At 39.5% G+C, this 19,886-nt stretch carries 20 protein-coding genes; 13 read left to right on the top strand and 7 right to left on the bottom strand.

Annotation, left to right across the window (positions count from 1 at the left end):
* Positions 1 to 85: 85 nt before the first annotated feature.
* Together AC27GZ_RS15265 and hemB are read left to right on the top strand one after the other, a co-directional pair.
* The gene (locus tag AC27GZ_RS15265) at positions 86 to 811 is read left to right on the top strand and encodes a GGDEF domain-containing protein (protein ID WP_487096229.1); all 726 of its coding nucleotides are present in this window, start codon (positions 86 to 88) and stop codon (positions 809 to 811) included.
* Positions 812 to 815: 4 nt separating this feature from the next.
* The gene (hemB, locus tag AC27GZ_RS15270; protein WP_487096230.1) at positions 816 to 1,856 is read left to right on the top strand and encodes a porphobilinogen synthase; all 1,041 of its coding nucleotides are present in this window, start codon (positions 816 to 818) and stop codon (positions 1,854 to 1,856) included.
* 7 nt (positions 1,857 to 1,863) lie between these two features.
* On the opposite strand, the gene AC27GZ_RS15275 is transcribed toward hemB, so the two are convergent.
* Together AC27GZ_RS15275 and rhlB are read right to left on the bottom strand one after the other, a co-directional pair.
* The gene (locus AC27GZ_RS15275; RefSeq protein ID WP_487096231.1) at positions 1,864 to 2,829 is read right to left on the bottom strand and encodes a Ppx/GppA phosphatase family protein; all 966 of its coding nucleotides are present in this window, start codon (positions 2,827 to 2,829) and stop codon (positions 1,864 to 1,866) included.
* A gap of 15 nt (positions 2,830 to 2,844) precedes the next feature.
* Positions 2,845 to 4,122 carry an ATP-dependent RNA helicase RhlB gene (gene rhlB / locus AC27GZ_RS15280; RefSeq protein WP_487096232.1) on the bottom strand — a complete coding sequence of 426 codons (1,278 nt, stop codon included), beginning with the start codon at positions 4,120 to 4,122 and terminating at the stop codon, positions 2,845 to 2,847.
* A gap of 169 nt (positions 4,123 to 4,291) precedes the next feature.
* On the opposite strand from rhlB, the gene trxA reads away from it, so the two are divergent.
* From trxA to AC27GZ_RS15305, 5 genes are all read left to right on the top strand, one after another.
* Positions 4,292 to 4,618 (top strand): thioredoxin TrxA, encoded by a 327-nt coding sequence (gene trxA / locus AC27GZ_RS15285; protein WP_487096233.1) that lies wholly within the window; start codon positions 4,292 to 4,294, stop codon positions 4,616 to 4,618.
* A gap of 306 nt (positions 4,619 to 4,924) precedes the next feature.
* Positions 4,925 to 6,184, top strand: coding sequence for a transcription termination factor Rho (gene rho / locus AC27GZ_RS15290; RefSeq protein ID WP_487096234.1), 1,260 nt, complete (start codon positions 4,925 to 4,927; stop codon positions 6,182 to 6,184).
* Positions 6,185 to 6,252: 68 nt separating this feature from the next.
* Positions 6,253 to 7,752, top strand: coding sequence for a 4-hydroxy-3-polyprenylbenzoate decarboxylase (gene ubiD / locus AC27GZ_RS15295; RefSeq protein WP_487096235.1), 1,500 nt, complete (start codon positions 6,253 to 6,255; stop codon positions 7,750 to 7,752).
* 4 nt (positions 7,753 to 7,756) lie between these two features.
* Complete coding sequence (gene fre / locus AC27GZ_RS15300; RefSeq protein ID WP_487096236.1) at positions 7,757 to 8,464, top strand: NAD(P)H-flavin reductase; 708 nt, start codon at positions 7,757 to 7,759, stop codon at positions 8,462 to 8,464.
* Positions 8,465 to 8,562: 98 nt separating this feature from the next.
* On the top strand, positions 8,563 to 9,030 hold the full coding sequence (locus tag AC27GZ_RS15305) for a GNAT family N-acetyltransferase (RefSeq protein WP_487096237.1): 468 nt from the start codon (positions 8,563 to 8,565) through the stop codon (positions 9,028 to 9,030).
* A gap of 14 nt (positions 9,031 to 9,044) precedes the next feature.
* Here the strand turns inward: AC27GZ_RS15305 and AC27GZ_RS15310 are convergent, their stop codons facing one another.
* Genes AC27GZ_RS15310 through cyaY form a run of 5 tightly spaced genes read right to left on the bottom strand, consistent with a single transcriptional unit; the run spans position 9,045 to position 13,594 of the window.
* Complete coding sequence (locus AC27GZ_RS15310) at positions 9,045 to 10,256, bottom strand: heme biosynthesis HemY N-terminal domain-containing protein (protein ID WP_487096238.1); 1,212 nt, start codon at positions 10,254 to 10,256, stop codon at positions 9,045 to 9,047.
* Positions 10,253 to 11,500 (bottom strand): uroporphyrinogen-III C-methyltransferase, encoded by a 1,248-nt coding sequence (locus AC27GZ_RS15315; protein WP_487096239.1) that lies wholly within the window; start codon positions 11,498 to 11,500, stop codon positions 10,253 to 10,255. The genes AC27GZ_RS15310 and AC27GZ_RS15315 overlap by 4 nt, the downstream gene beginning before the upstream one ends.
* Before the next feature lie 43 nt (positions 11,501 to 11,543).
* The gene (locus AC27GZ_RS15320; RefSeq protein WP_487096240.1) at positions 11,544 to 12,299 is read right to left on the bottom strand and encodes a uroporphyrinogen-III synthase; all 756 of its coding nucleotides are present in this window, start codon (positions 12,297 to 12,299) and stop codon (positions 11,544 to 11,546) included.
* Between the two features lie 15 nt (positions 12,300 to 12,314).
* Positions 12,315 to 13,250, bottom strand: a complete 936-nt coding sequence (hemC, locus tag AC27GZ_RS15325; RefSeq protein ID WP_487096241.1) for a hydroxymethylbilane synthase — start codon at positions 13,248 to 13,250, stop codon at positions 12,315 to 12,317.
* A 23-nt stretch (positions 13,251 to 13,273) separates the two neighbouring features.
* Positions 13,274 to 13,594, bottom strand: a complete 321-nt coding sequence (cyaY, locus tag AC27GZ_RS15330; RefSeq protein WP_487096242.1) for an iron donor protein CyaY — start codon at positions 13,592 to 13,594, stop codon at positions 13,274 to 13,276.
* Between the two features lie 125 nt (positions 13,595 to 13,719).
* Between cyaY and lptM the strand changes: the two genes are divergently transcribed.
* The 6 genes from lptM (at position 13,720) to AC27GZ_RS15360 (ending at position 19,806) form a co-directional block, all read left to right on the top strand.
* Positions 13,720 to 13,905 (top strand): LPS translocon maturation chaperone LptM, encoded by a 186-nt coding sequence (gene lptM, locus AC27GZ_RS15335; RefSeq protein ID WP_487096243.1) that lies wholly within the window; start codon positions 13,720 to 13,722, stop codon positions 13,903 to 13,905.
* Entirely contained in the window at positions 13,905 to 14,735 is an 831-nt protein-coding gene (dapF, locus tag AC27GZ_RS15340; RefSeq protein ID WP_487096244.1) for a diaminopimelate epimerase, read from the top strand. The genes lptM and dapF overlap by 1 nt, the downstream gene beginning before the upstream one ends.
* Before the next feature lie 33 nt (positions 14,736 to 14,768).
* A complete protein-coding gene (locus AC27GZ_RS15345; RefSeq protein ID WP_487096245.1) occupies positions 14,769 to 15,455 on the top strand; it encodes a DUF484 family protein in 687 nt (228 codons plus the stop codon).
* A 38-nt stretch (positions 15,456 to 15,493) separates the two neighbouring features.
* Positions 15,494 to 16,231: an HAD-IA family hydrolase gene (locus AC27GZ_RS15350; protein ID WP_487096246.1), complete on the top strand. Its 738-nt coding sequence runs from the start codon at positions 15,494 to 15,496 to the stop codon at positions 16,229 to 16,231.
* Between the two features lie 112 nt (positions 16,232 to 16,343).
* Complete coding sequence (uvrD, locus tag AC27GZ_RS15355; RefSeq protein ID WP_487096247.1) at positions 16,344 to 18,518, top strand: DNA helicase II; 2,175 nt, start codon at positions 16,344 to 16,346, stop codon at positions 18,516 to 18,518.
* Positions 18,519 to 18,552: 34 nt separating this feature from the next.
* Entirely contained in the window at positions 18,553 to 19,806 is a 1,254-nt protein-coding gene (locus AC27GZ_RS15360) for a diguanylate cyclase (protein WP_487096248.1), read from the top strand.
* Positions 19,807 to 19,886: the final 80 nt, after the last annotated feature.

Consider the following 19,886-nt stretch of genomic DNA (forward strand, 5'->3'; position numbering starts at 1 on the left):
CCCCCAATTTAATACGTCATTTCTTCAAGGCCTAAGCATAGGTTTTTTACTGTGTTTGGTATTATTTATTGTTTGTGCTTTTTTTATGTTCCGTCGGCTTAAGGCTGATAGACAGCATTTAATGGCTGAACTAACTAAGGTTCGTCAGGACAAGGAACTCTCAGAGCAAGCCAGACAATCTTTACTGGAAGAGCAGCAAGCCAATCAAGGCCTGTTAGAAGATAAAGTACAAGAGCGCACATTAGAGTTAAATATTGCCTTACAAGAGTTAGAGGAAGTTAATAGCGAGCTTGAGAAAAAAAATACTCTAGATGAACTAACGGGTCTATTTAACAGGCGATTTTACGATCAAAAAATTGTTGCCGAATACCGTCGAAGTAAACGTAATTTGACGCCATTGAGTTTAGTGCTCATTGACATCGACCACTTTAAGTCGGTGAATGATACATATGGTCATTTAGCTGGAGACAAATGTTTAGTTTGGTTAGCTGAGCAAATAAAGCACAGTTTGAAGCGAAGTACTGATACGGCATTTCGTTACGGTGGCGAAGAGTTTTGTTTGATTTTACCCGATACAGAGAGTCAAGGTGCAATGGCATTGGCAGAGGTGCTAAGAAAGCGCATTGCTGAAAAACCATTTATTTATAATGACCTAGAAATCCCTCTAACTATTAGTAACGGTGTTAATACATACGTTCAGCAAACTGATATGCAACCAGAGCAACTTTTCTCTGGTGCAGATAAAGCGCTATATCACGCGAAAGATTCAGGTCGAAACCAAAGCCAATTTTATCAATTTACAGAAGAATAAACCTATGAATAGCAATACTGCCTTTGGCCAATTTCCAGCACGCCGCATGCGACGTATGCGTAAAGATGATTATACTCGCCGATTAATGGCAGAGTATCAACTAACGGTGAATGATTTGATTTATCCAGTATTTGTTTTGGAAGGAGAAAATCAAAGAGAAGCGGTGACTTCTATGCCTGGCGTCGAGCGTAAAAGTCTTGATTTGTTACTAGAAGAAGCGCAAGAGCTTGTTGAATTAGGTATTCCTGCAATCGCTATTTTCCCGGTTACCCCAGGTGATAAAAAATCGTTAATGGCAGAAGAAGCTTATAACCCTGACGGGTTAGCACAGCGTACAGTGAGAGCTATTAAAGCGAAATTTCCACAACTAGCCGTGATTACTGATGTTGCTCTAGATCCCTTTACTGTACACGGGCAAGACGGCATTTTAAGTGAAGATGATAACAACATCGCCGGTGCAACAGGCTATGTACTTAACGATGTCACAAAAGAGATTTTAGTAAAGCAAGCCTTGTCACATGCACAAGCGGGTGCTGATATTGTCGCGCCGTCAGATATGATGGATGGTCGTGTTGGTGCTATTCGTGAAACACTGGAAGCACAAGGGTATGTTAATACTAAAATACTCGCCTATTCAGCTAAGTATGCGTCTAATTATTATGGCCCGTTTCGTGATGCCGTTGGCTCTGCAGGTAATTTAAAAGGTGGTGATAAGCATACCTATCAGATGGATCCAGCTAATAGTAATGAGGCGCTTCATGAGGTTGCACAAGATATTGCTGAAGGTGCAGATATGGTAATGGTGAAACCTGGAATGCCTTATTTAGATATTGTTCGTCGTGTTAAAGACACCTTCGCTGTACCCACTTATGCTTATCAAGTGAGTGGTGAGTATGCTATGCATATGGCGGCTATTCAAAATGGCTGGTTAGCTGAAAAACCGTGTATTATGGAAGGACTGCTTGCCTTTAAACGCGCTGGTGCCGACGGAATTCTTACCTATTTTGCTAAGCAAGTTGCAAGATGGTTAAAAGAAGATAGCTAATTATTTGTTATAGATTAAAAGTGATTTTTTGGCCTGTGCACTGAGGGAGTACTTCAAATAGCAGGCCTTCACGTAATGCCCCAGCAGATAAATACAGCGCTTTAATAGCTAGGCAATTAAAAAGAGCGATAAGGATGCTTAGCCCACTTGCTAATACCGCTTTCCTATCAGATCTCAAGCCAGCAAAGTCAATATCATTAATGGTTTTATAAGCGATTAGTGAATGTTTTATTTCTTGTAAAAAACTTTCAGTAATAACAATATCTTGCTGACGATATTGTAATATCTCTGCTAATGCTTGTATTGTGCCTGAGCTGCCAAGTACGGTTTGCCAACCTAGCTTGATGAATGTATCTGCTGAGGGAGCAATTAAGCTTGATGCCGCAGCGATGGCTTGATCAAAATGGTGACGTGTTAACTCACCGTCACTAAAGAAACGCTCATTAAAACTAACACACCCTAAGTTTAAACTGATGGCATGCAAAGCAGTATGGCTTTCACCTATAATGATCTCAGTACTCGCGCCACCAATATCGAGTATCAATTGAGATTGCGCTATATTGTCAGAAGAAGTACGGGCGGCACCATTAAAGATAGTGTTAGCTTCTTGCATACCTGTAAGGAGTTTTATTTTTACGGGTAATATTTTATTGGCGGCGTTGATAAAATCCGTATTATTTTGAGCTATGCGTAATGTTGCTGTAGCAACAATGCGCATGTTTTCTTTAGGAATAGTGCTGAGGTGCTTTGCAAATAAAGCAAGGCAATCAAGGCCACGGGCAATGGCTTCTTGGCTCAATTGATTGTCTTCGCTAAGCCCAGCTGCTAAACGTACTTTACGTTTAACTTTATTCACGATTTCAATGTTATTTTCAGTGAGTCGGGTGACCAACAAATGAAAACTGTTTGAACCTAAATCAACCACAGCATAATGGTTATTATCATACTGTGGTATAGCGTCTTGTGTTGCCATGATTAATAATGAAAACTAACGACGACCACGGTAGTTATTACCACCTTGTCTATTATTGCCACGACCTGAGCCTGCTCTGCCGGTATTCGGTCTATGACGGCGTTGACGAGGCTTAGGCTTAGGTAAGTCGTCTAGCAAGGCATCATGATCATATTTGGTAACAGGTAGTTCATGTTCAATATAGCTTTCAATAGCAGGTAAATTAAAAACATACTGTTCACAAGCTAAGCTGATAGCATGACCTGTTGCACCAGCACGACCTGTACGGCCAATTCGGTGTACATAATCTTCGCAATCATCAGGTAAATCGTAGTTGAAAACATGTGTTACCGCAGGAATGTGTAAACCTCGAGCAGCAACATCAGTCGCGACTAAGATATCAACACTACCTTCAGTAAATTGCTCTAATATTTTCAAACGTTTTTTCTGTGGTACATCACCAGTTAATAAACCAACTCTTAGTTTGTCGGCAATGAGATGATCATAAATTTTTTCACAAACATGTTTAGTGTTGGCAAAAATAATGGCTTTTTCTGGCCAGTCTTCTTCAATGAGTGTCTGTAGCAGTGCCATTTTATCTTCATTAGAAGGATAAAATAATTCTTCTGAAATACGGGTATTGGTTTTTTGCTCAGGCTCAATCTCAACACTGGTTGGATCGTTCATATGTTCAAACGCGAGCTCTTTGACTCGAAATGATAAGGTTGCTGAAAACAACATGCTCAAGCGTTCAGTTGCCGGCGGCATTTTGTTAAACATATAACGAATATCTTTGATAAAGCCTAAATCAAACATTCTGTCTGCTTCATCAAGCACAATAGCTTCAATATTCTTTAAATTGTAGATACCTTGCTTCATGTAATCGATTAGTCGACCACAAGTGCCGATTAAAATATCGACTCCTTGTTCTAACTCTAATCGTTGGCTTTCGTAGCCTTCACCACCGTAAACAACGCCAAGGCGTAAACCGGAAGCTTTAGCCATTTCAATGGCGTCTCGATGGATTTGAATAGCAAGCTCACGCGTAGGAGCCATGATCAACGCTCTAGGCTGATTATGTGTTGGCGCTTCTTTTTGCAATAATTGATGGAAAGTAGCGGCTAAAAAGGCAATGGTTTTACCTTCACCTGTTTGTGCTTGTCCAGCAATGTCATTGCCTTGAAGTAATACAGGTAAAGATTTGGCCTGAATAGACGTACAGTTTGTGAAGCCCATGGCTTCTAATCCGGTCACTACTTGTGGAGCAAGATTTAAGTCAGCGAATTTTATTTCAGTTAAGTGTGTTTTATTCATGGCGCTAGCTTATCATTTTTGTTGGCGAAATAGTTGCCTAATTAAGCAAATTATTAATTTAATACGAATGTTATAAAAACTGACTTGAAATTTTGCTAATAAAACCCCATTAAGATGCTATATTGAAATAATACAAATTGGCGAGTTCGCCATAACAATGGAGAATATAATGAGCGACAAAATTATTCAGTTAACGGACGATAGTTTCGAAGCAGATGTTTTACAGGCGTCAGGTTTAGTATTGGTTGACTTTTGGGCAGAGTGGTGTGGTCCTTGTAAAATGATAGCGCCAGTTCTTGATGATATTGCTACTGAATACGAAGGTAAAGTGACGGTAGCTAAGTTGAATATTGATGATAACTCAGCTACTCCGCCTAAATATGGTGTGCGTGGTATTCCGACGTTGTTACTTTTTAAAGAAGGTGAAGTTGCCGATACAAAAGTAGGCGCGTTATCAAAAACTCAGTTAAAAGAGTTTTTAGATAAAAACCTTTAATTCAATTGGTTAAATATTTTATTTGAACGAAAAACCCAACCTTAAACGTTGGGTTTTTATTTGCCTGTCAAAAAGCGATGAAAATATTCGCTTACATTTTAGCTAGTACCTTTACCTAGTTAACTTTTAATGCTAAATTTAGCTTCTGAGTACAAAATAACATCTCTTTACCCCTATTCTATTGTCTTTATATACGACTTAATTGATTGTTTATTAGAAAAGAAGATTATAAAAATACATTTGAAACATACTGTCGCTGGCAATCGCCACAGACATAACCACTTAAAATAATTTAAGAAACCCTCTATGAATCTTACCGAATTAAAAGATAAATCCATTAATGAATTGGTTAAGCTAGCTGAGTCTATGAAGCTAGAAAACCTTGCCCGAACTCGTAAGCAAGATATTATTTTTGCAATACTGAAAAAACATGCTGAAAATGATAATGATATTTTTGGTGGCGGTGTTTTAGAAATACTACAAGATGGCTTTGGATTTTTACGCTCTGCTGACTCATCTTATTTGGCAGGCCCTGACGATATTTATGTATCACCAAGCCAAATCCGTCGTTTTAGCATGCGAACGGGTGACACCATTCAAGGGAAGATTAGGGCACCTAAAAAAGGCGAGCGTTACTTTGCCTTATTAAAAGTAACGGAAGTTAACTTCGATCGCCCTGAAAATTCGCGTAATAAGATTTTATTTGAAAACTTAACACCTATTCATCCTAATGACCGTCTTACTATGGAACGTGGTAATGGCTCAACGGAAGATATTACCGCGCGTGTACTTGATTTAGCATCACCAATTGGTAAAGGGCAACGTGGTTTGATTGTTGCACCGCCAAAAGCGGGTAAAACATTATTACTACAAAATATTGCCCAAAGTATTGCTTATAACCACCCTGATGCTGAGTTGATGGTGTTACTCATCGATGAACGTCCGGAAGAAGTGACTGAAATGCAACGTTTGGTTAAAGGTGAGGTGGTTGCTTCTACGTTTGACGAACCTGCAAGTCGCCATGTTCAAGTGGCTGAAATGGTTATTGAAAAAGCAAAACGTTTAGTTGAGCATAAAAAAGATGTAGTTATCTTACTTGACTCTATTACCCGCTTAGCCCGTGCTTATAACACGGTAGTGCCTTCATCGGGTAAAATCTTAACGGGTGGTGTTGATGCTAATGCCTTGCATCGTCCTAAGCGTTTCTTTGGTGCTGCACGTAACATTGAAGAAGGCGGCAGCTTAACCATTATTGCAACTGCACTTGTAGAAACAGGCTCGAAAATGGACGAAGTTATCTACGAAGAATTTAAAGGCACAGGTAATATGGAATTACACCTGTCACGTAAAGTTTCTGAAAAACGCGTTTTCCCTGCTATTCACATTAACCGCAGTGGTACACGCCGTGAAGAGCTTATTACTAAGCCAGATGAATTACAGAAAATGTGGATATTACGTAAAATTGTCCATGAAATGGATGAAGTTGGTGCTATTGAGTTCCTTATTGATAAGTTAGCAATGACTAAAACTAACAATGAATTTTTTGATTCAATGAAGCGTAAATAAGCAGTTTAATTTCTTTGTTAAAAACCAGTCTTAACGGCTGGTTTTTTGTTTATGATTGGTAACTACCTATGAAATATAAAGATCTAAGAGATTTTATCAGCCAATTGGAAAGAACTGGGCAGTTAAAGCGTATTAGCACACCCATTTCTACTCATTTAGCGATGACAGAGATCAGTGATAGAACTTTACGTGCAAAAGGGCCGGCATTGTTATTTGAAAATGCTGTTGATGAGCAAGGTAACCCTTTTGATGTACCAGTATTAACGAATCTTTTTGGTACTCCTGAACGAGTAGCGCTTGCCATGGGGCAAGATAATGTTGGGGCATTGCGTGATATTGGTAAGTTATTAGCCATGTTAAAAGAGCCTGAGCCGCCAAAAGGGTTTCGCGATGCCATTGGAAAAATTCCGGTATTTAAGCAAGTGCTTAATATGCCGACGAAAGTGATAAAAAAAGCGCCGTGTCAGCAAACTGTAATTAGTGGTGATGATGTTGATTTAACTAAGCTACCCATACAAACTTGCTGGCCAGGAGATGTTGCCCCATTAATTACATGGGGATTAACCATCACCAAAGGCCCTCATAAAGAAAGGCAAAATTTAGGTATTTATCGCCAACAGGTGTTAAGTAAAAATAAAGTTATCATGCGATGGTTGTCACATCGTGGCGGCGCACTTGATTTTCAAGAATTTAAAAAGACGAATCCGGGAGAAAAATATCCTGTTTCTGTAGCCTTGGGAGCTGATCCTGCCACCATTTTAGGGGCAGTAACACCAGTACCTGATACCTTATCAGAATACGCGTTTGCTGGCTTATTACGTGGCGCGAAAACAGAGGTAACTAAGTCTATTAGTAATGACTTACAAGTACCTGCTACTGCTGAAATTATTCTTGAAGGTTATTTAGACCCTGAAGAAACGGCGCCGGAAGGCCCTTATGGTGATCATACAGGTTACTATAATGAAGTTGATGATTTTCCAGTGTTTACTGTGACTCATATTACGATGCGTCAAGAGCCGATTTATCATAGTACTTATACGGGGAGACCACCTGATGAGCCTGCTATTTTAGGTGTGGCTTTAAATGAAGTCTTCGTGCCGATTTTGCAAAAACAGTTTCCTGAGATACAAGATTTTTACTTACCTCCTGAAGGTTGCTCTTATCGTTTAGCCGTTGTGACTATTAAGAAGCAATATGCGGGGCATGCGAAGCGGGTGATGATGGGAGTTTGGTCGTTTTTACGTCAGTTTATGTACACCAAATTTGTGATTGTCTGTGATGATGATGTTAATGCGAGAGATTGGGAAGATGTAATTTGGGCGATGACCACACGCATGGACCCTAGCCGTGATACAGTTATGATTGAGAATACGCCAATTGATTATTTAGATTTTGCCTCACCAGTTTCGGGTTTAGGCTCTAAAATGGGGCTCGATGCGACCAATAAGTGGCCGGGTGAAACCGATAGAGAGTGGGGCGTGCCGATCGTTATGGATGAGTCGGTAAAACAGCATATAGATGATATTTGGGAAGATCTCAATATTTTCCCAACAGCAGAAAAAGGTTAATTGAATGAAGAAAGTTAATTGTCAGGTAGTCTCTATTACATCATTAACATCCCATGTATTTAAAGTACTATTAAAACCCAGTGAGCAAGTTGCATTTATTCCCGGTCAATATTTAAACTTTGTGATGAGTGATGAAGATAAACGCCCATTTTCAATTGCTAGTTCGCCAAATAGTGAATTAATAGAATTGCAAATAGGTGCTTTTGTTGCTGATAGTTATCCTATGCAAGTGATTGAGCGTATAAAGTCAGCACATACTGATAATAGTGCTGTAGCGATTGAAATTCCATTAGGTAATGCTCAACTACGTACAGACAGCGAACGACCACTACTATTATTAGCAGGTGGCACGGGCTTCTCATATATTAAATCAATGTTTGAGTTTTTAGCTGAAACGGCTGCAACGCGTAAAGTTGTGGTTTATTGGGGAGTACGAGAGGAAAGCGCTCTGTATGAGTTAGAAGAAACGTCAGCAACAATTGCGAAACTTAACGATGCTAGCTTTATCCCTGTGGTAGAAAAACCATCGCAGACATGGCAAGGGAAAACAGGCTTAGTTCATCAAGCTGCTATGGATGATATTGCTAGCTTTGATAGCTATGATATATACCTTGCCGGACGTTTTGAAATGGTCGGCGCTATACGTGGCGATTTTATTGAACATGGCGCATTAGTTGAACATATGTATGCGGACGCTTTTGCTTTTATTTAGAGATTAGTGCGCAGCTTCACAGTGAAACTTTACTTTGAATTAACCCTACGCTGAATCTATCCCACACTTAATTAAGAGCTTGAAGGCTTTAAATAACCATGAGTTATCGCATAACAACCAATAAAGATGAGATGGATATAGATGCAGTGCATACTTATCTGTCTCGATCATATTGGGCTGAAAATGTGCCTAAAAGTGTCGTGGCTAAGGCGATTGAAAATTCACTCTGTTTTGCAGTTATCTATGCTGAACAGGGAGAAAATGGGCAGGACAAAAATGAAAAGCAGGTTGGTTTTGCTCGTTTGATTACCGATTCGGCGACCTTTGCTTATTTAGCCGACGTATATATTCTTGAAGAGCATAGAAATAAAGGGCTGAGTAAGCGAATGATGCAACAAATTGTTGAATATCCTCAATTACAAGGGTTACGTCGGATCATGCTCGCTACGCGCGATGCTCATGGTTTGTATGAGCAGTTTGGTTTTACAGCACTTACCGACGACAAAATGTTTATGCAACTATGGACCCCAGATATTTACCAAAAGCCAAACGTCATTGATAAGTAAGTTCAATCAGTTAGTTATAAGGTACTGATTTTAGTCCACACTTCGTTTGCTGCTTGGTGTTTATCTTGCGCAGTTAATGCTTTGGCAAAAGCTTGTAAATCCTGTTTATCGTATTGCCTTGCTTGTTGGTTTGCTTCAAGTTTAACTAAGCTTCCAAACGCTTTCTCTGCCATTGACCATTGTTCACCCATCACCGCTAAATGTCCTAAACAGCTCAACCATTTGGCACTGTGTTTATTTTGGTGTAAATGTTTTTGTGCGAGAGCAATTAATGGTTCACTTTGTTTGATGGGCAGGGTACGTAACTGCTTTAAAAAATCACTATCGGGTTGTGCTTTTAATGCCGGCGTTAATAACGTAATCAGCGGTTCAGTAATGTTATTTTCAGCGAGTACTTGGCAATAAGCAAATAGCACAACATTATGCTGCTTCACTTTCCGGCTAAGTTTTTTCCAGTAAGCGCTAAGGCTAGCTTGATCTTGCTCACGCATTATATCTGAAAAAGCTCCGTAATAAGCTTTGGTTTCCCAATTGAGTATCACAGTTTCATGAATGGTTTTTTCTTTGCGGGCGGCAGATAAATAATCCACTGCAGTTTCAAAGCGTTTTTCTTTAATGCATAAGTCAATTTCAAGTGCTAATAATCTGGCATCATGACCGATAAACTTATGATTTTCATCAATGAGTTGACGGGCTTTTTTATCTGTTTCTTCGGTATCTTGATTCATTAACAGTTTTACTTTAACAATAATGCTAGCAATATCTGCCGATGAAATTTTAGCGGTTTCTTGTGCGAGTAATTCTAAATAATGATTAGTATTAGCATTAAGTTGTTGTTTCGAAGATGCAGCGGCGGCAAGCAAATAAGCACTTTGTTGGCGCTTTGAAGGTTCGGCACTTTTTGCAAATAATTGCTCAGCAGTTTGATAATCTTCTAACATGTATGCGGCTAAACCTTTATTAAAGTTTGCAATACCACGCCTTCTATTGGCAAAAGCGACTTTGTTCCACGCTTTAAAACTTATTTTGAAACCACCTCGTAATAATTTGATGATGATAAAGGTTGCGATGGCGAATAAAGTTAGGAGTATTATTGCTGAGAATACTGTCAACTCGATAATATTCTCGCCCATGGCGATTAGAATATAACCTTTTTCGTCAATCAGTAACGGACTTAATGCTAAAACAGCAAAGAATAGGGCAATAATGATGATAAAGCGGATCATAATATACCCTCATCATCATTGTTGCTGTCTTTTTTATCTTTTTCGTTTAATACGGGCTCTGAGTTTGCTGGCTTTGAATCGACTTGATTGGGGAGCCTTTTCATGGCTGAGCGAATAGCCGATAAAGACGATAGTTGGTTTGGATAATCATAACTTACGTGTTGTTTTTGTAAGGTCTTTAATGCTTTCATAAACCGTTGGTTATAGCTGTGGTTCATATCAAAAAATTCAATAAGCCATAGTTCTATATCTGTTAACGTTTGATAATAAATATCACCTTTACGCTCGCTAGCAGACCATAAAGCAAGCTGAATTTTCAAACTTAAGTTTTGTTTTAAATGCTCTTGCTGCTCAGGAGCCATGAGTGGTTCAATGGTTCCTGTTCTGTGACGAACACGAATGAAATCATCGAGAAACTTTTCCCAGGTTTTACTTAAATTGCTTTGCCAGTCACTGATGTCGTCTGATAAAGCGATATCATCAGCTTGAGCATCTTGGTTAGCGGTATCTTCTACCGCTAATGGTAATATATTGACTTGTTTGTTCATTGCCATTAACGCCAAGACAATGTCATCTGTTTGTAGCTTTGGTAATAATTCAAGTGCTTTGATATCTTGATGGATTAGCTCGCGTACAGAAAAAAAGGCAGGATCATTTAATTCAGTTAAGCGGGCATCGGCATCTTTTAATAAGCCAATTGCTGCGGTTGTATCGTGCTCTAGCCATAATGTGCGAGCTGCAACACGAATTAAATATTCACTTTCATGCAATAACCAGTCGCTAGGCTGGCGTTGCTTAATACGTTGTTCTAGCTGAGTGACTGTATTATTTAATGCGGTTATCCTTTGTTGGCTCGTTGAGGCTGTGTGTTCTTTTAGTTCTTGTAATTGAGCAGCAAAACTACTCTGTTGCTTTTGCAACGCCTGTTGAAGCTGTGTTTGAAATTGGCGTAAATTCTGTTGATTTTCTTGGTTAAGTTTACTTGTTAATTGCGCGTTTAAAGCTAAATCTTGCTGTTGTTGCCAATAAAAATGCCCTAAAGGTGCTGCAATGGCTATGAGAATGGCAAAAACTGCTAGCTTAGATATGCTTTGGGATTGAGTCGATTTATTGGTTGAAGAAGGCTCTTTAGCGGTAGTCGCTTTTTTGTCAGCAAGCTTTTTCTGAGTGACCTTATCGATAGTATTCTTAGCCTCAGGGGGAGTGGCTTCATCTTTGGCTGTTGGCTTTTTATTCTCGGTCATCTTGTTCATTCCGTTATTGAATATGATTGCTGAATTTGTATTGTTAATTTTTGAGTTGTAGTGATTTTAATGTATTACAGAGCGTAAGGTCACTTGCTCCTGAACACGTTGTTACTTGTAATAAACCTAGTTGTTTTGCGTTATCAGCAATACGTTGGCTTACTACCACCCATAAGCACTGCTTTTGCCAATAATCAACAAGTGCCTGCTTATTTTGTTGCTTTATTGTTAATTGTACTAGTTTTTCTAATATAGCGTTACTGGTGACGACAATACAATTTATTTGCTGTTGATGCCATTGTTCACTGATATCTTTGGTTAATGTTCGCCATACGCGCTGGTAACTTTCAAGATAAGTAACGTGATTACCTCGGCTGGAGAGTGTTTGAGCTAAGTGTTCACGACCACCATCACCCCGAACAATGGTGATCTTTCTTCCTTCAGAATGCATTAGTAGTTCAGGTAAAGCTAGTAAACCTTCACTGTTCTCTTGGTTAGGCGTTATGACGTTATTGATGGCGAGTTTGTGTAATGCGGCCTGAGTTGCTCGGCCAACAGCAAAAAGTTGAGTATATCGCCACTGGCTTGCGGGAAGAGCAGTGTGTGCAAATTCAACCGCTGCAACACTAACAAAAATGAGTATTTCGCTGGTGGTGAGTAAGGATTTATAGTTGTCGACACTATTATGGGCTTGATAGTTGAATAAGGGTTGATTCGTGAAAGCTATGCCTTGTTGTTTTAGCAACAAGGCAAGCTGCTGTGCTTTTTTATCGGGACGAGTAATTAACACATTGAGCATAAGGAAGGGTCGCTCTTATGAGTTTTCAGCATAAACCTGCTTTAATATCACATCGGCACCACGGCTAAGTAACTCTTGCGCTAAGCTATTGCCTAGTGCTTCACCTTGCTCTATAGGACCGGTAATTTCACTTTCAATCAGCTGGCTGCCATCTACTGCACCAACTAAACCACGTAAATGAATGTCTTGGCCATTGGCTGAGATTACACTGTAACTTGCAATAGGCACCTGACAACCACCTTCAAGTGCTTTATTCATGGCGCGCTCAGTTAATACGCGGCTACGTGTTTCACTACACTCAAGTGGCGCTAATAAATTTTTAATGGTGTCGTCGTTGGTGCGACATTCAATGCCTACAGCACCTTGTCCATTGGCGGGAAGCATTTCTTCAGGTTCAATAAATTGCGAGATACGCTCACTCATTTCTAAACGAATCAAGCCGGCAGAAGCAAGGATAATAGCGTCGTATTGGCCTTCATCAAGTTTTCTTAAACGGGTGTTAACATTGCCGCGTAAATCGCGGATATCCAAATCAGGACGTTTTGCTTTTAATTGACATTGGCGTCGTAAACTTGAAGTGCCAACAATGGCGCCTTGCGGTAAATCACTCAGTGCAGTGTAGGTGTTTGAAACAAAAGCATCGCGAGGATCTTCACGGGGGCAAATAACTTCTAAGCCTAAGCCTTCAGGGAAATCAACAGGAACATCTTTCATGGAGTGTACAGCAATATCTGCTCTACCTTCTAACATTGCGACTTCAAGTTCTTTAACAAAAAGCCCTTTACCACCCACTTTGGCTAATGGTGTGTCTAAAATCACGTCACCTTTTGTGGTCATTGGGACTAATTCAACATTAATATCTTGATGAAAGTGTTCTAATTGCGCTTTAACGTATTCAGCTTGCCATAGCGCGAGTGCGCTTTTACGTGTTGCTATTCGTACTGTTGTCATTTATCTCGTTCCAAAAGAGTTACTTATTCTGCAGCTAGTGTTACTTTCTCGTCAGCTTGTATGCTAACGGCCTCAGATAAAAATTGCCAAAATTCATCACCACCACGCTTATCTATCCACTGCTCATTAACCAGTGAAAAATGATGACCATTAAACTTTGTCGCCACCCATACTTCATGCAGAGGCGCTTGTTTGTTGATGATGATCTTTGTGGCGTTTTTGAAGGTTAGCGTGAGTAAACCACCCGTGCCTTCATAGTCTATATCTACCCCACAATCTTCAATGGCCTCTTCAATGGCAAGTAATAGATCATCGGCAATTAAATTATATTGGCTATCGTTCATTAGCTTTCTTTTGTTGTTTGGGTTATCAGCATGTGAGTATAATACCAATCAACTGAGATAAATATAACAACTAAGTTAAGGTCAAAGCTTGATTTAGATGTCTTTCATGGCAAAAATAGCGAATCATGAACAAAATTAAACAATTTTCTGTATTTCTTGTTGCTTTTTCGGCGACTGTCTTACTTTCTGCTTGCGGCTCAAAAGGTGATCTTTATCATGCCGAAGTGGAGAAATCCTCTGAAATACAAGTAGAAAATGATGTAAATACTACCTCAGAAGATCAGATGCAACCCCAAAATAAAGAGCAATAATGTTAGTTAATTTTTCCAAAATGCACGGTTTAGGTAATGACTTTTTAGTGCTGGATAATGTCACACAAAATGTTTATTTGTCTAACGAGCAAATTGCAAAGTTAGCGGATAGGAACTTTGGTGTAGGCTTTGATCAGTTATTGGTGGTTGAGCCGCCTTATGATCCGGATTTAGACTTTCATTATCGTATTTTCAATGCTGATGGCAGTGAAGTCAGTCAATGTGGTAATGGTGCTCGATGTTTCGCCCGTTTCGTTCGTATGAAAGGTTTGTGTGCGAAAAACAAAATTAAAGTCTCTACTGCCTCAGGGAAAATGACATTATTTGTTGAGCGAGATGGTAATATTTCTGTCACCATGCCGGTGCCGCAATTTGAACCGAAAAAGATACCTTTTACAGCGCAAAAGTCTGAAGGAACATACATATTACGTAGTGAGTCTGAAACCGTATTGTGTGGCGCAGTATCGCTAGGCAATCCTCACTGTGTAGTAACTGTTGATGATGTATTAACAGCACCTGTAGAGCGTTTAGGCAAAGAGCTTTCATTACATGAACGTTTTCCTGAGCACGCCAATGTTGGCTTTATGGAAGTGGTTGCTCCTAATCAAATAAAATTACGTGTGTATGAGCGCGGAGCCGCAGAAACGCTTGCTTGTGGTAGTGGTGCATGTGCCGCCGTGGTGATTGGCCAAATGCAAAAGAAATTATCTCGACAAGTTACCGTGGAATTACCCGGTGGTAAATTAAGAATATATTGGAAAGGCCCTGGTCATCCGGTGAAAATGTCAGGTCCTGCAGTGCATGTTTTTGATGGCCAGTTATCAATATAAAAAATAGAAGTAACCTAGAATTTAGAGAATCAAATGAAGAATGAACAAAATGCTGTAAACACTGATGAGTTACCTTTAACTGATGAGTTGGTAAGTGCCTACTTGCAAGATAACCCTGACTTCTTCTCGCGTAATAATGAGTTACTCTCTGGCCTGAGACTACCTGATGCGCATCGCGGAACTGTGTCTTTAGTTGAAAGACAACAGCAACAGTTACGACAAAAAGTACACAACCTCGAAGATGAAATTACGCAATTAATGTCTGTTGCTAGTCACAATGAAAGTTTATTTATGCTTTATAGTGATTTATATTTACGTCTTATTGACTGTCAGTCAGCGAAGGAATTGTTAGATTGCTTATCGCAAACAACCACTGAGTTATTATCTTTATCGGCGTTTAAATTATGGCTGAGTAAGCCTGTTGATGTTGAGCACAGCAGTTTTGCTACCAATGATTGTCAGGGAATAATGCAGAATCGTTTAGAGAATAGTGATTACTATTTTGGTCGCCTACAAAATAGTGAGCAAACATTGATATTCAATGAAGCTTGTACTGGCTCTGTAGTGCTTGTAAAGCTTAATCATGAAGGTGATGATTTAGGATTCTTAGCGATAAGTAGTGACGATGCCCATCATTTTGATCCGCGCATGGATACACTATTATTGAGCCAATTTAAGCGTTTGGTTGCCAAACTTTTACAGCAACATTTATCGCTATAAGGTAAATTGTGCTGTTATAGAGCACTAAGTCATTGAATATGAAATTTTACCGCCGCTTATCAACCATTAAAGCGATTAGCTTTGATTTAGACGATACCTTATACAGCAATAAACCTGTTATGCAGGCAATTGACAAAAAAATGATCGCCTATTTTTCAACTGTGCTGAGCTATCAGCATCAAGAGAAAAAAGCCAATACACTTTTTGATCATCAGTATTGGTATCCCTTTAGAAAACAAGCCATTCGACAAGATGCTGATTTAAAACATGATGTGGTAAAAATTCGCTTAGTTACATACTGCCTAGGAATTGAATCGTTAGGCTATTCATCAGTGCAGGCCAAGCAATTAGCTCAGGCAGCTCTGGCATATTTTATCAGCTTAAGAAGTGACTTTACTGTACCGCAAAGTAGTAAAAAGTTGCTGGAAAAATTAAGTCAGAAGTACCCGCTTGTGGCAATAAGTAACGGTAATGTTGATACGCAGGCGTTAGGCCTTTCCCAGTATTTTCAATATATTTACCATGCGGGTTGGCAAACAAGTCCGCAGTTACTCAAGCAAAAACCAGCAGTTGATATGTTTGCCTTAGCGTGTAAGCAATTAGCGATAAAGCCAAGTGAATTATTACATGTAGGTGATTGTGGTCGTGCTGATATTTTAGGGGCATTAAACTATGGCTGTCAGGCCGCATGGCTATCTTGCTACGATGTTGGCAAACCTATTCAAGTATTACCACACCTTGAATTCACCTCATTAGAGCAATTAGAGCTACTTTAATCTTGTTTAGTGGCAGTTCAAAAGCGTTTGCTGTATATAAAACCAGTGTTATACTTGCTGGGTTTTAATTATTTTTCAAACTTAACAATCAATTCAATAAGGTTTTCCCGCTATGGATGTTTCTGAATTACTCGACTCTCTCAATGATAAACAGCGGGAAGTGGTAGCAGCACCTTTGCAAAATATGCTGGTATTAGCCGGCGCCGGCTCAGGGAAAACGCGTGTTTTAGTGCAGCGTATAGCCTGGTTGATGCAAGTTGAGCAAGCAGCTCCCCACTCAATTTTAGCGGTAACGTTTACCAATAAAGCTGCAGCAGAAATGCGTGCAAGGGTTGAACAGACAGTTGGCGGTAATACGCATGGTATGTGGATTGGTACTTTCCATGGTTTAGCACATCGCCTATTACGTATGCACTTTCAAGAAGCTAAGTTACCACAAAGCTTCCAAGTGCTAGATAGTGATGATCAATTACGCTTAGTTAAACGTATTGTTCGCTCATTAGAGCTAGATGAGAAAAAGTGGCCTGCCAAACAGTTTGTTTGGTATATCAATGGTAAGAAAGATGAAGGTTTGCGTCCACAACACATAGATGCGCAATTTGACCCAAGCGAGGCGGTATTTGTTAAGGTTTATCAAGCCTATCAAGACACCTGTGATCGAGCGGGTTTGGTGGATTTTGCAGAATTATTACTACGTGCCCATGAGCTCTGGTTGAATAATCCGGAACTATTAGCTCACTATCAACAACGCTTTAAACACATTTTAGTAGACGAATTTCAAGACACCAATGCAATTCAATATGCTTGGTTAACCTTACTGGGCAAAACGCAGTCAAACGTGATGATAGTAGGGGATGATGATCAATCTATATATGGCTGGCGTGGTGCGCGTATTGAAAATATTGAACGTTTTACTCAGGAATTCAACGATACACAAACCATCCGCCTTGAACAAAATTATCGTTCTAGCGCCAATATATTGAATGCGGCAAATAAACTGATAAGTAATAACAATAATCGCTTAGGAAAAGAACTTTGGACTGATGATAAAGCAGGCGATAAGATTTCAATTTATACCGCTTTTAATGAAATTGATGAGGCACGATTTATTGCTGGCCGCATTAAGCAATGGCGTGATGAGGGAGGAAAATTGGATGAAGTCGCCATTTTATATCGCTCTAATGCCCAGTCACGTCTTTTAGAGGAAGCCTTATTGCAAGGGCAGTTGCCTTACAGAATATACGGTGGTCAACGCTTTTTCGAACGCCAAGAAATTAAAGATGCTCTTGCTTATATGCGCATTATTAATAATCGCGATGATGACGCAGCTTTTGAGCGTATTATCAATACACCTACCCGTGGTATTGGCAACCAAACCGTGGCCTTAGTGCGTGATGCTGCAAGAAGTATGTCGGTAACCTTATGGCAAGCGTGTCAACAAATGATACAAACAGAGCAATTAAAAGGCCGTAGCGCGAAAACAATTACTAATTTTATTCATTTAATTGACCAGTTAGAAGACGATTCAACGAACTTAGACTTGGATCAACAAGCCAATTTTGTTATCCAACATTCTGGTTTAAAAGCCATGTATCAAGCAGAAAAAGGTGAGCGAGCAGAGCAGCGTATTGAAAACTTGAATGAATTGGTAACCGCTTGTCAAACTTTTGAAAGCGATCCGGAGTTAGTGGAAGAGCAAACACCGTTAACGGCATTTTTAACGCATGCCGCTTTAGAATCGGGTGAATCACAAGCAGATGAATATGAGAGCGCTGTGCAACTAATGACGATGCACTCAGCAAAAGGCTTAGAATTTCCTTTGGTATTTATTGCGGGTTTAGAAGAGGGCATGTTTCCTTCACAGCAATCCGTTGAGGAAATTGGTCGTTTAGAGGAAGAGCGACGTTTATGTTATGTCGGCATGACAAGAGCCATGAGTAAGCTATACTTATGCCATGCTGAGAGCCGTCGTATTTATGGGCAAGAAAAATACCATAAAGCCAGCCGGTTTTTACGTGAGCTACCAGATGCCTGTGTTGATGAAATACGTATGCAAAGCCAGGTATCTAAACCAAAGCCTGCGGGTAAATTTTCAAATACTTTTACCTTAGAAACCTTTGAAAATAGTGGTTTTAAGCTAGGGCAACAGGTTAAGCATGCAAAATTTGGTGAAGGGGTAGTGCTAAATTATGAGGGTAGTGGGGCTCAAGCACGCATTCAAGTGAATTTTGACGATGTCGGTTGTAAGTGGTTGGTAGTTGAATACGCAAACTTACAAGCAGTTTAATTTTAATAATATTAAAGAGATTAGGTAATAGCTTATGGCACAACGACTATTAGTTGTAGAAGACAGTAAACCCATAGCAACAGTAATTAAGCAAATAGCGCAATCATTAAATTATGAGGTGGTATTAGCGACCGATTTAGCCCAAGTTGAAGAAATATTATCTGGCGACACAGATTTTTTTGCTGCAACCGTGGATTATGCTTTACCTGATGCTAATGATGGCGAAGCGATAGCTTGTGTGTTGTCTCACGGTATTCCAAGTGTGGTAATGACAGGAAAGATGGATGATGACACCAGACAAAAAATTCTTTCTCAACCTGTTATTGATTATATTCCAAAAGAAAATAGCCAAGCCTTTTTGTATTTAAAGCGTGTGTTACATTGGCAGCAAACTAATAGTAATAACGCTATTTTAGTGGTTGATGATTCTTCAGCAGCACGTAATCATATTGTTGAATTACTTAAGCGTAGAAATTTCACGGTGCATGTGGCCAATAATGGTGTACAAGCACTCGAAAAAATGCAACAGCATAAAGCGATAAAAATGGTGATTACCGATCTTGAAATGCCTGAAATGAATGGTATTGATCTCACTAATGAATTACGTAAAAAATACTCGCGAGAGCAGTTAGCGATTATTGGTATTTCTGGGGCTGAAAACGGTATTCACTCAGCGCGATTCATTAAAAATGGCGCAGATGATTTTTTACGTAAACCATTTTGTCCTGAGGAGTTTTATTGTCGTATTACTCAAAATATAGAAAGCCTAAATAATATTGCACAAATTCAACATGCAGCAAGCACTGATTATTTAACTGATTTGTCTAACCGTCGCGCCTTTTTTAATAATGCAGGTTTACGTATATCTGAATATAAAAAGCGTACAATCCCTCATTGTTTAGCGGTGCTCGATATTGATCATTTCAAAAAGGTCAATGATAACTATGGTCATGATGTTGGCGATCAAGTATTGAAAGTTGTTGCCTTGTACATGCGTAAACATTTTGGCGCTGGGTTAACTGCGCGTCTTGGTGGCGAAGAGTTCGCTGTTTTATTACATGGTGTTGATAGCGATCAGCTTTATAATAAACTGGATGATTTTAGACGAGATATTTCAGTTTCAACCTTTCCTGTAGGTGATGTCCATATCTCCATTACTATCAGTATTGGTGTGGTCTTCGATAGTAATGATGAGTTATCTAAGCAGATGAACGAAGCTGATAAAGCATTATATTACGCGAAAGATCATGGTCGAAACCAAGTGATTATTTCTGGCTCTGAAGAATAAGTCACTTAAAGGTTTTTTATTCACTGATATTCATAAGTCGCTAGCAATGCGGTGTGATTTTTAATAGAATCCCTGCCGCA

The organism is Colwellia sp. SU-HH00943, from assembly GCF_057546125.1.

Excerpts from the sequence above, each read along its gene's own strand:
- rho (WP_487096234.1), top strand. The coding sequence starts at position 4,925 with ATGAATCTTACCGAATTAAAAGATAAATCCATTAATGAATTGGTTAAG.
- AC27GZ_RS15315 (WP_487096239.1), bottom strand. The coding sequence starts at position 11,500 with ATGACCGAGAATAAAAAGCCAACAGCCAAAGATGAAGCCACTCCCCCT.
- dapF (WP_487096244.1), top strand. The coding sequence starts at position 13,905 with ATGTTAGTTAATTTTTCCAAAATGCACGGTTTAGGTAATGACTTTTTA.
- AC27GZ_RS15350 (WP_487096246.1), top strand. The coding sequence starts at position 15,494 with ATGAAATTTTACCGCCGCTTATCAACCATTAAAGCGATTAGCTTTGAT.
- ubiD (WP_487096235.1), top strand. The coding sequence starts at position 6,253 with ATGAAATATAAAGATCTAAGAGATTTTATCAGCCAATTGGAAAGAACT.
- AC27GZ_RS15305 (WP_487096237.1), top strand. The coding sequence starts at position 8,563 with ATGAGTTATCGCATAACAACCAATAAAGATGAGATGGATATAGATGCA.
- AC27GZ_RS15310 (WP_487096238.1), bottom strand. The coding sequence starts at position 10,256 with ATGATCCGCTTTATCATCATTATTGCCCTATTCTTTGCTGTTTTAGCA.
- hemC (WP_487096241.1), bottom strand. The coding sequence starts at position 13,250 with ATGACAACAGTACGAATAGCAACACGTAAAAGCGCACTCGCGCTATGG.
- AC27GZ_RS15320 (WP_487096240.1), bottom strand. The coding sequence starts at position 12,299 with ATGCTCAATGTGTTAATTACTCGTCCCGATAAAAAAGCACAGCAGCTT.
- rhlB (WP_487096232.1), bottom strand. The coding sequence starts at position 4,122 with ATGAATAAAACACACTTAACTGAAATAAAATTCGCTGACTTAAATCTT.
- AC27GZ_RS15265 (WP_487096229.1), top strand. The coding sequence starts at position 86 with ATGTTCCGTCGGCTTAAGGCTGATAGACAGCATTTAATGGCTGAACTA.
- fre (WP_487096236.1), top strand. The coding sequence starts at position 7,757 with ATGAAGAAAGTTAATTGTCAGGTAGTCTCTATTACATCATTAACATCC.
- AC27GZ_RS15275 (WP_487096231.1), bottom strand. The coding sequence starts at position 2,829 with ATGGCAACACAAGACGCTATACCACAGTATGATAATAACCATTATGCT.
- AC27GZ_RS15345 (WP_487096245.1), top strand. The coding sequence starts at position 14,769 with ATGAAGAATGAACAAAATGCTGTAAACACTGATGAGTTACCTTTAACT.
- trxA (WP_487096233.1), top strand. The coding sequence starts at position 4,292 with ATGAGCGACAAAATTATTCAGTTAACGGACGATAGTTTCGAAGCAGAT.
- cyaY (WP_487096242.1), bottom strand. The coding sequence starts at position 13,594 with ATGAACGATAGCCAATATAATTTAATTGCCGATGATCTATTACTTGCC.
- uvrD (WP_487096247.1), top strand. The coding sequence starts at position 16,344 with ATGGATGTTTCTGAATTACTCGACTCTCTCAATGATAAACAGCGGGAA.
- lptM (WP_487096243.1), top strand. The coding sequence starts at position 13,720 with ATGAACAAAATTAAACAATTTTCTGTATTTCTTGTTGCTTTTTCGGCG.
- hemB (WP_487096230.1), top strand. The coding sequence starts at position 816 with ATGAATAGCAATACTGCCTTTGGCCAATTTCCAGCACGCCGCATGCGA.
- AC27GZ_RS15360 (WP_487096248.1), top strand. The coding sequence starts at position 18,553 with ATGGCACAACGACTATTAGTTGTAGAAGACAGTAAACCCATAGCAACA.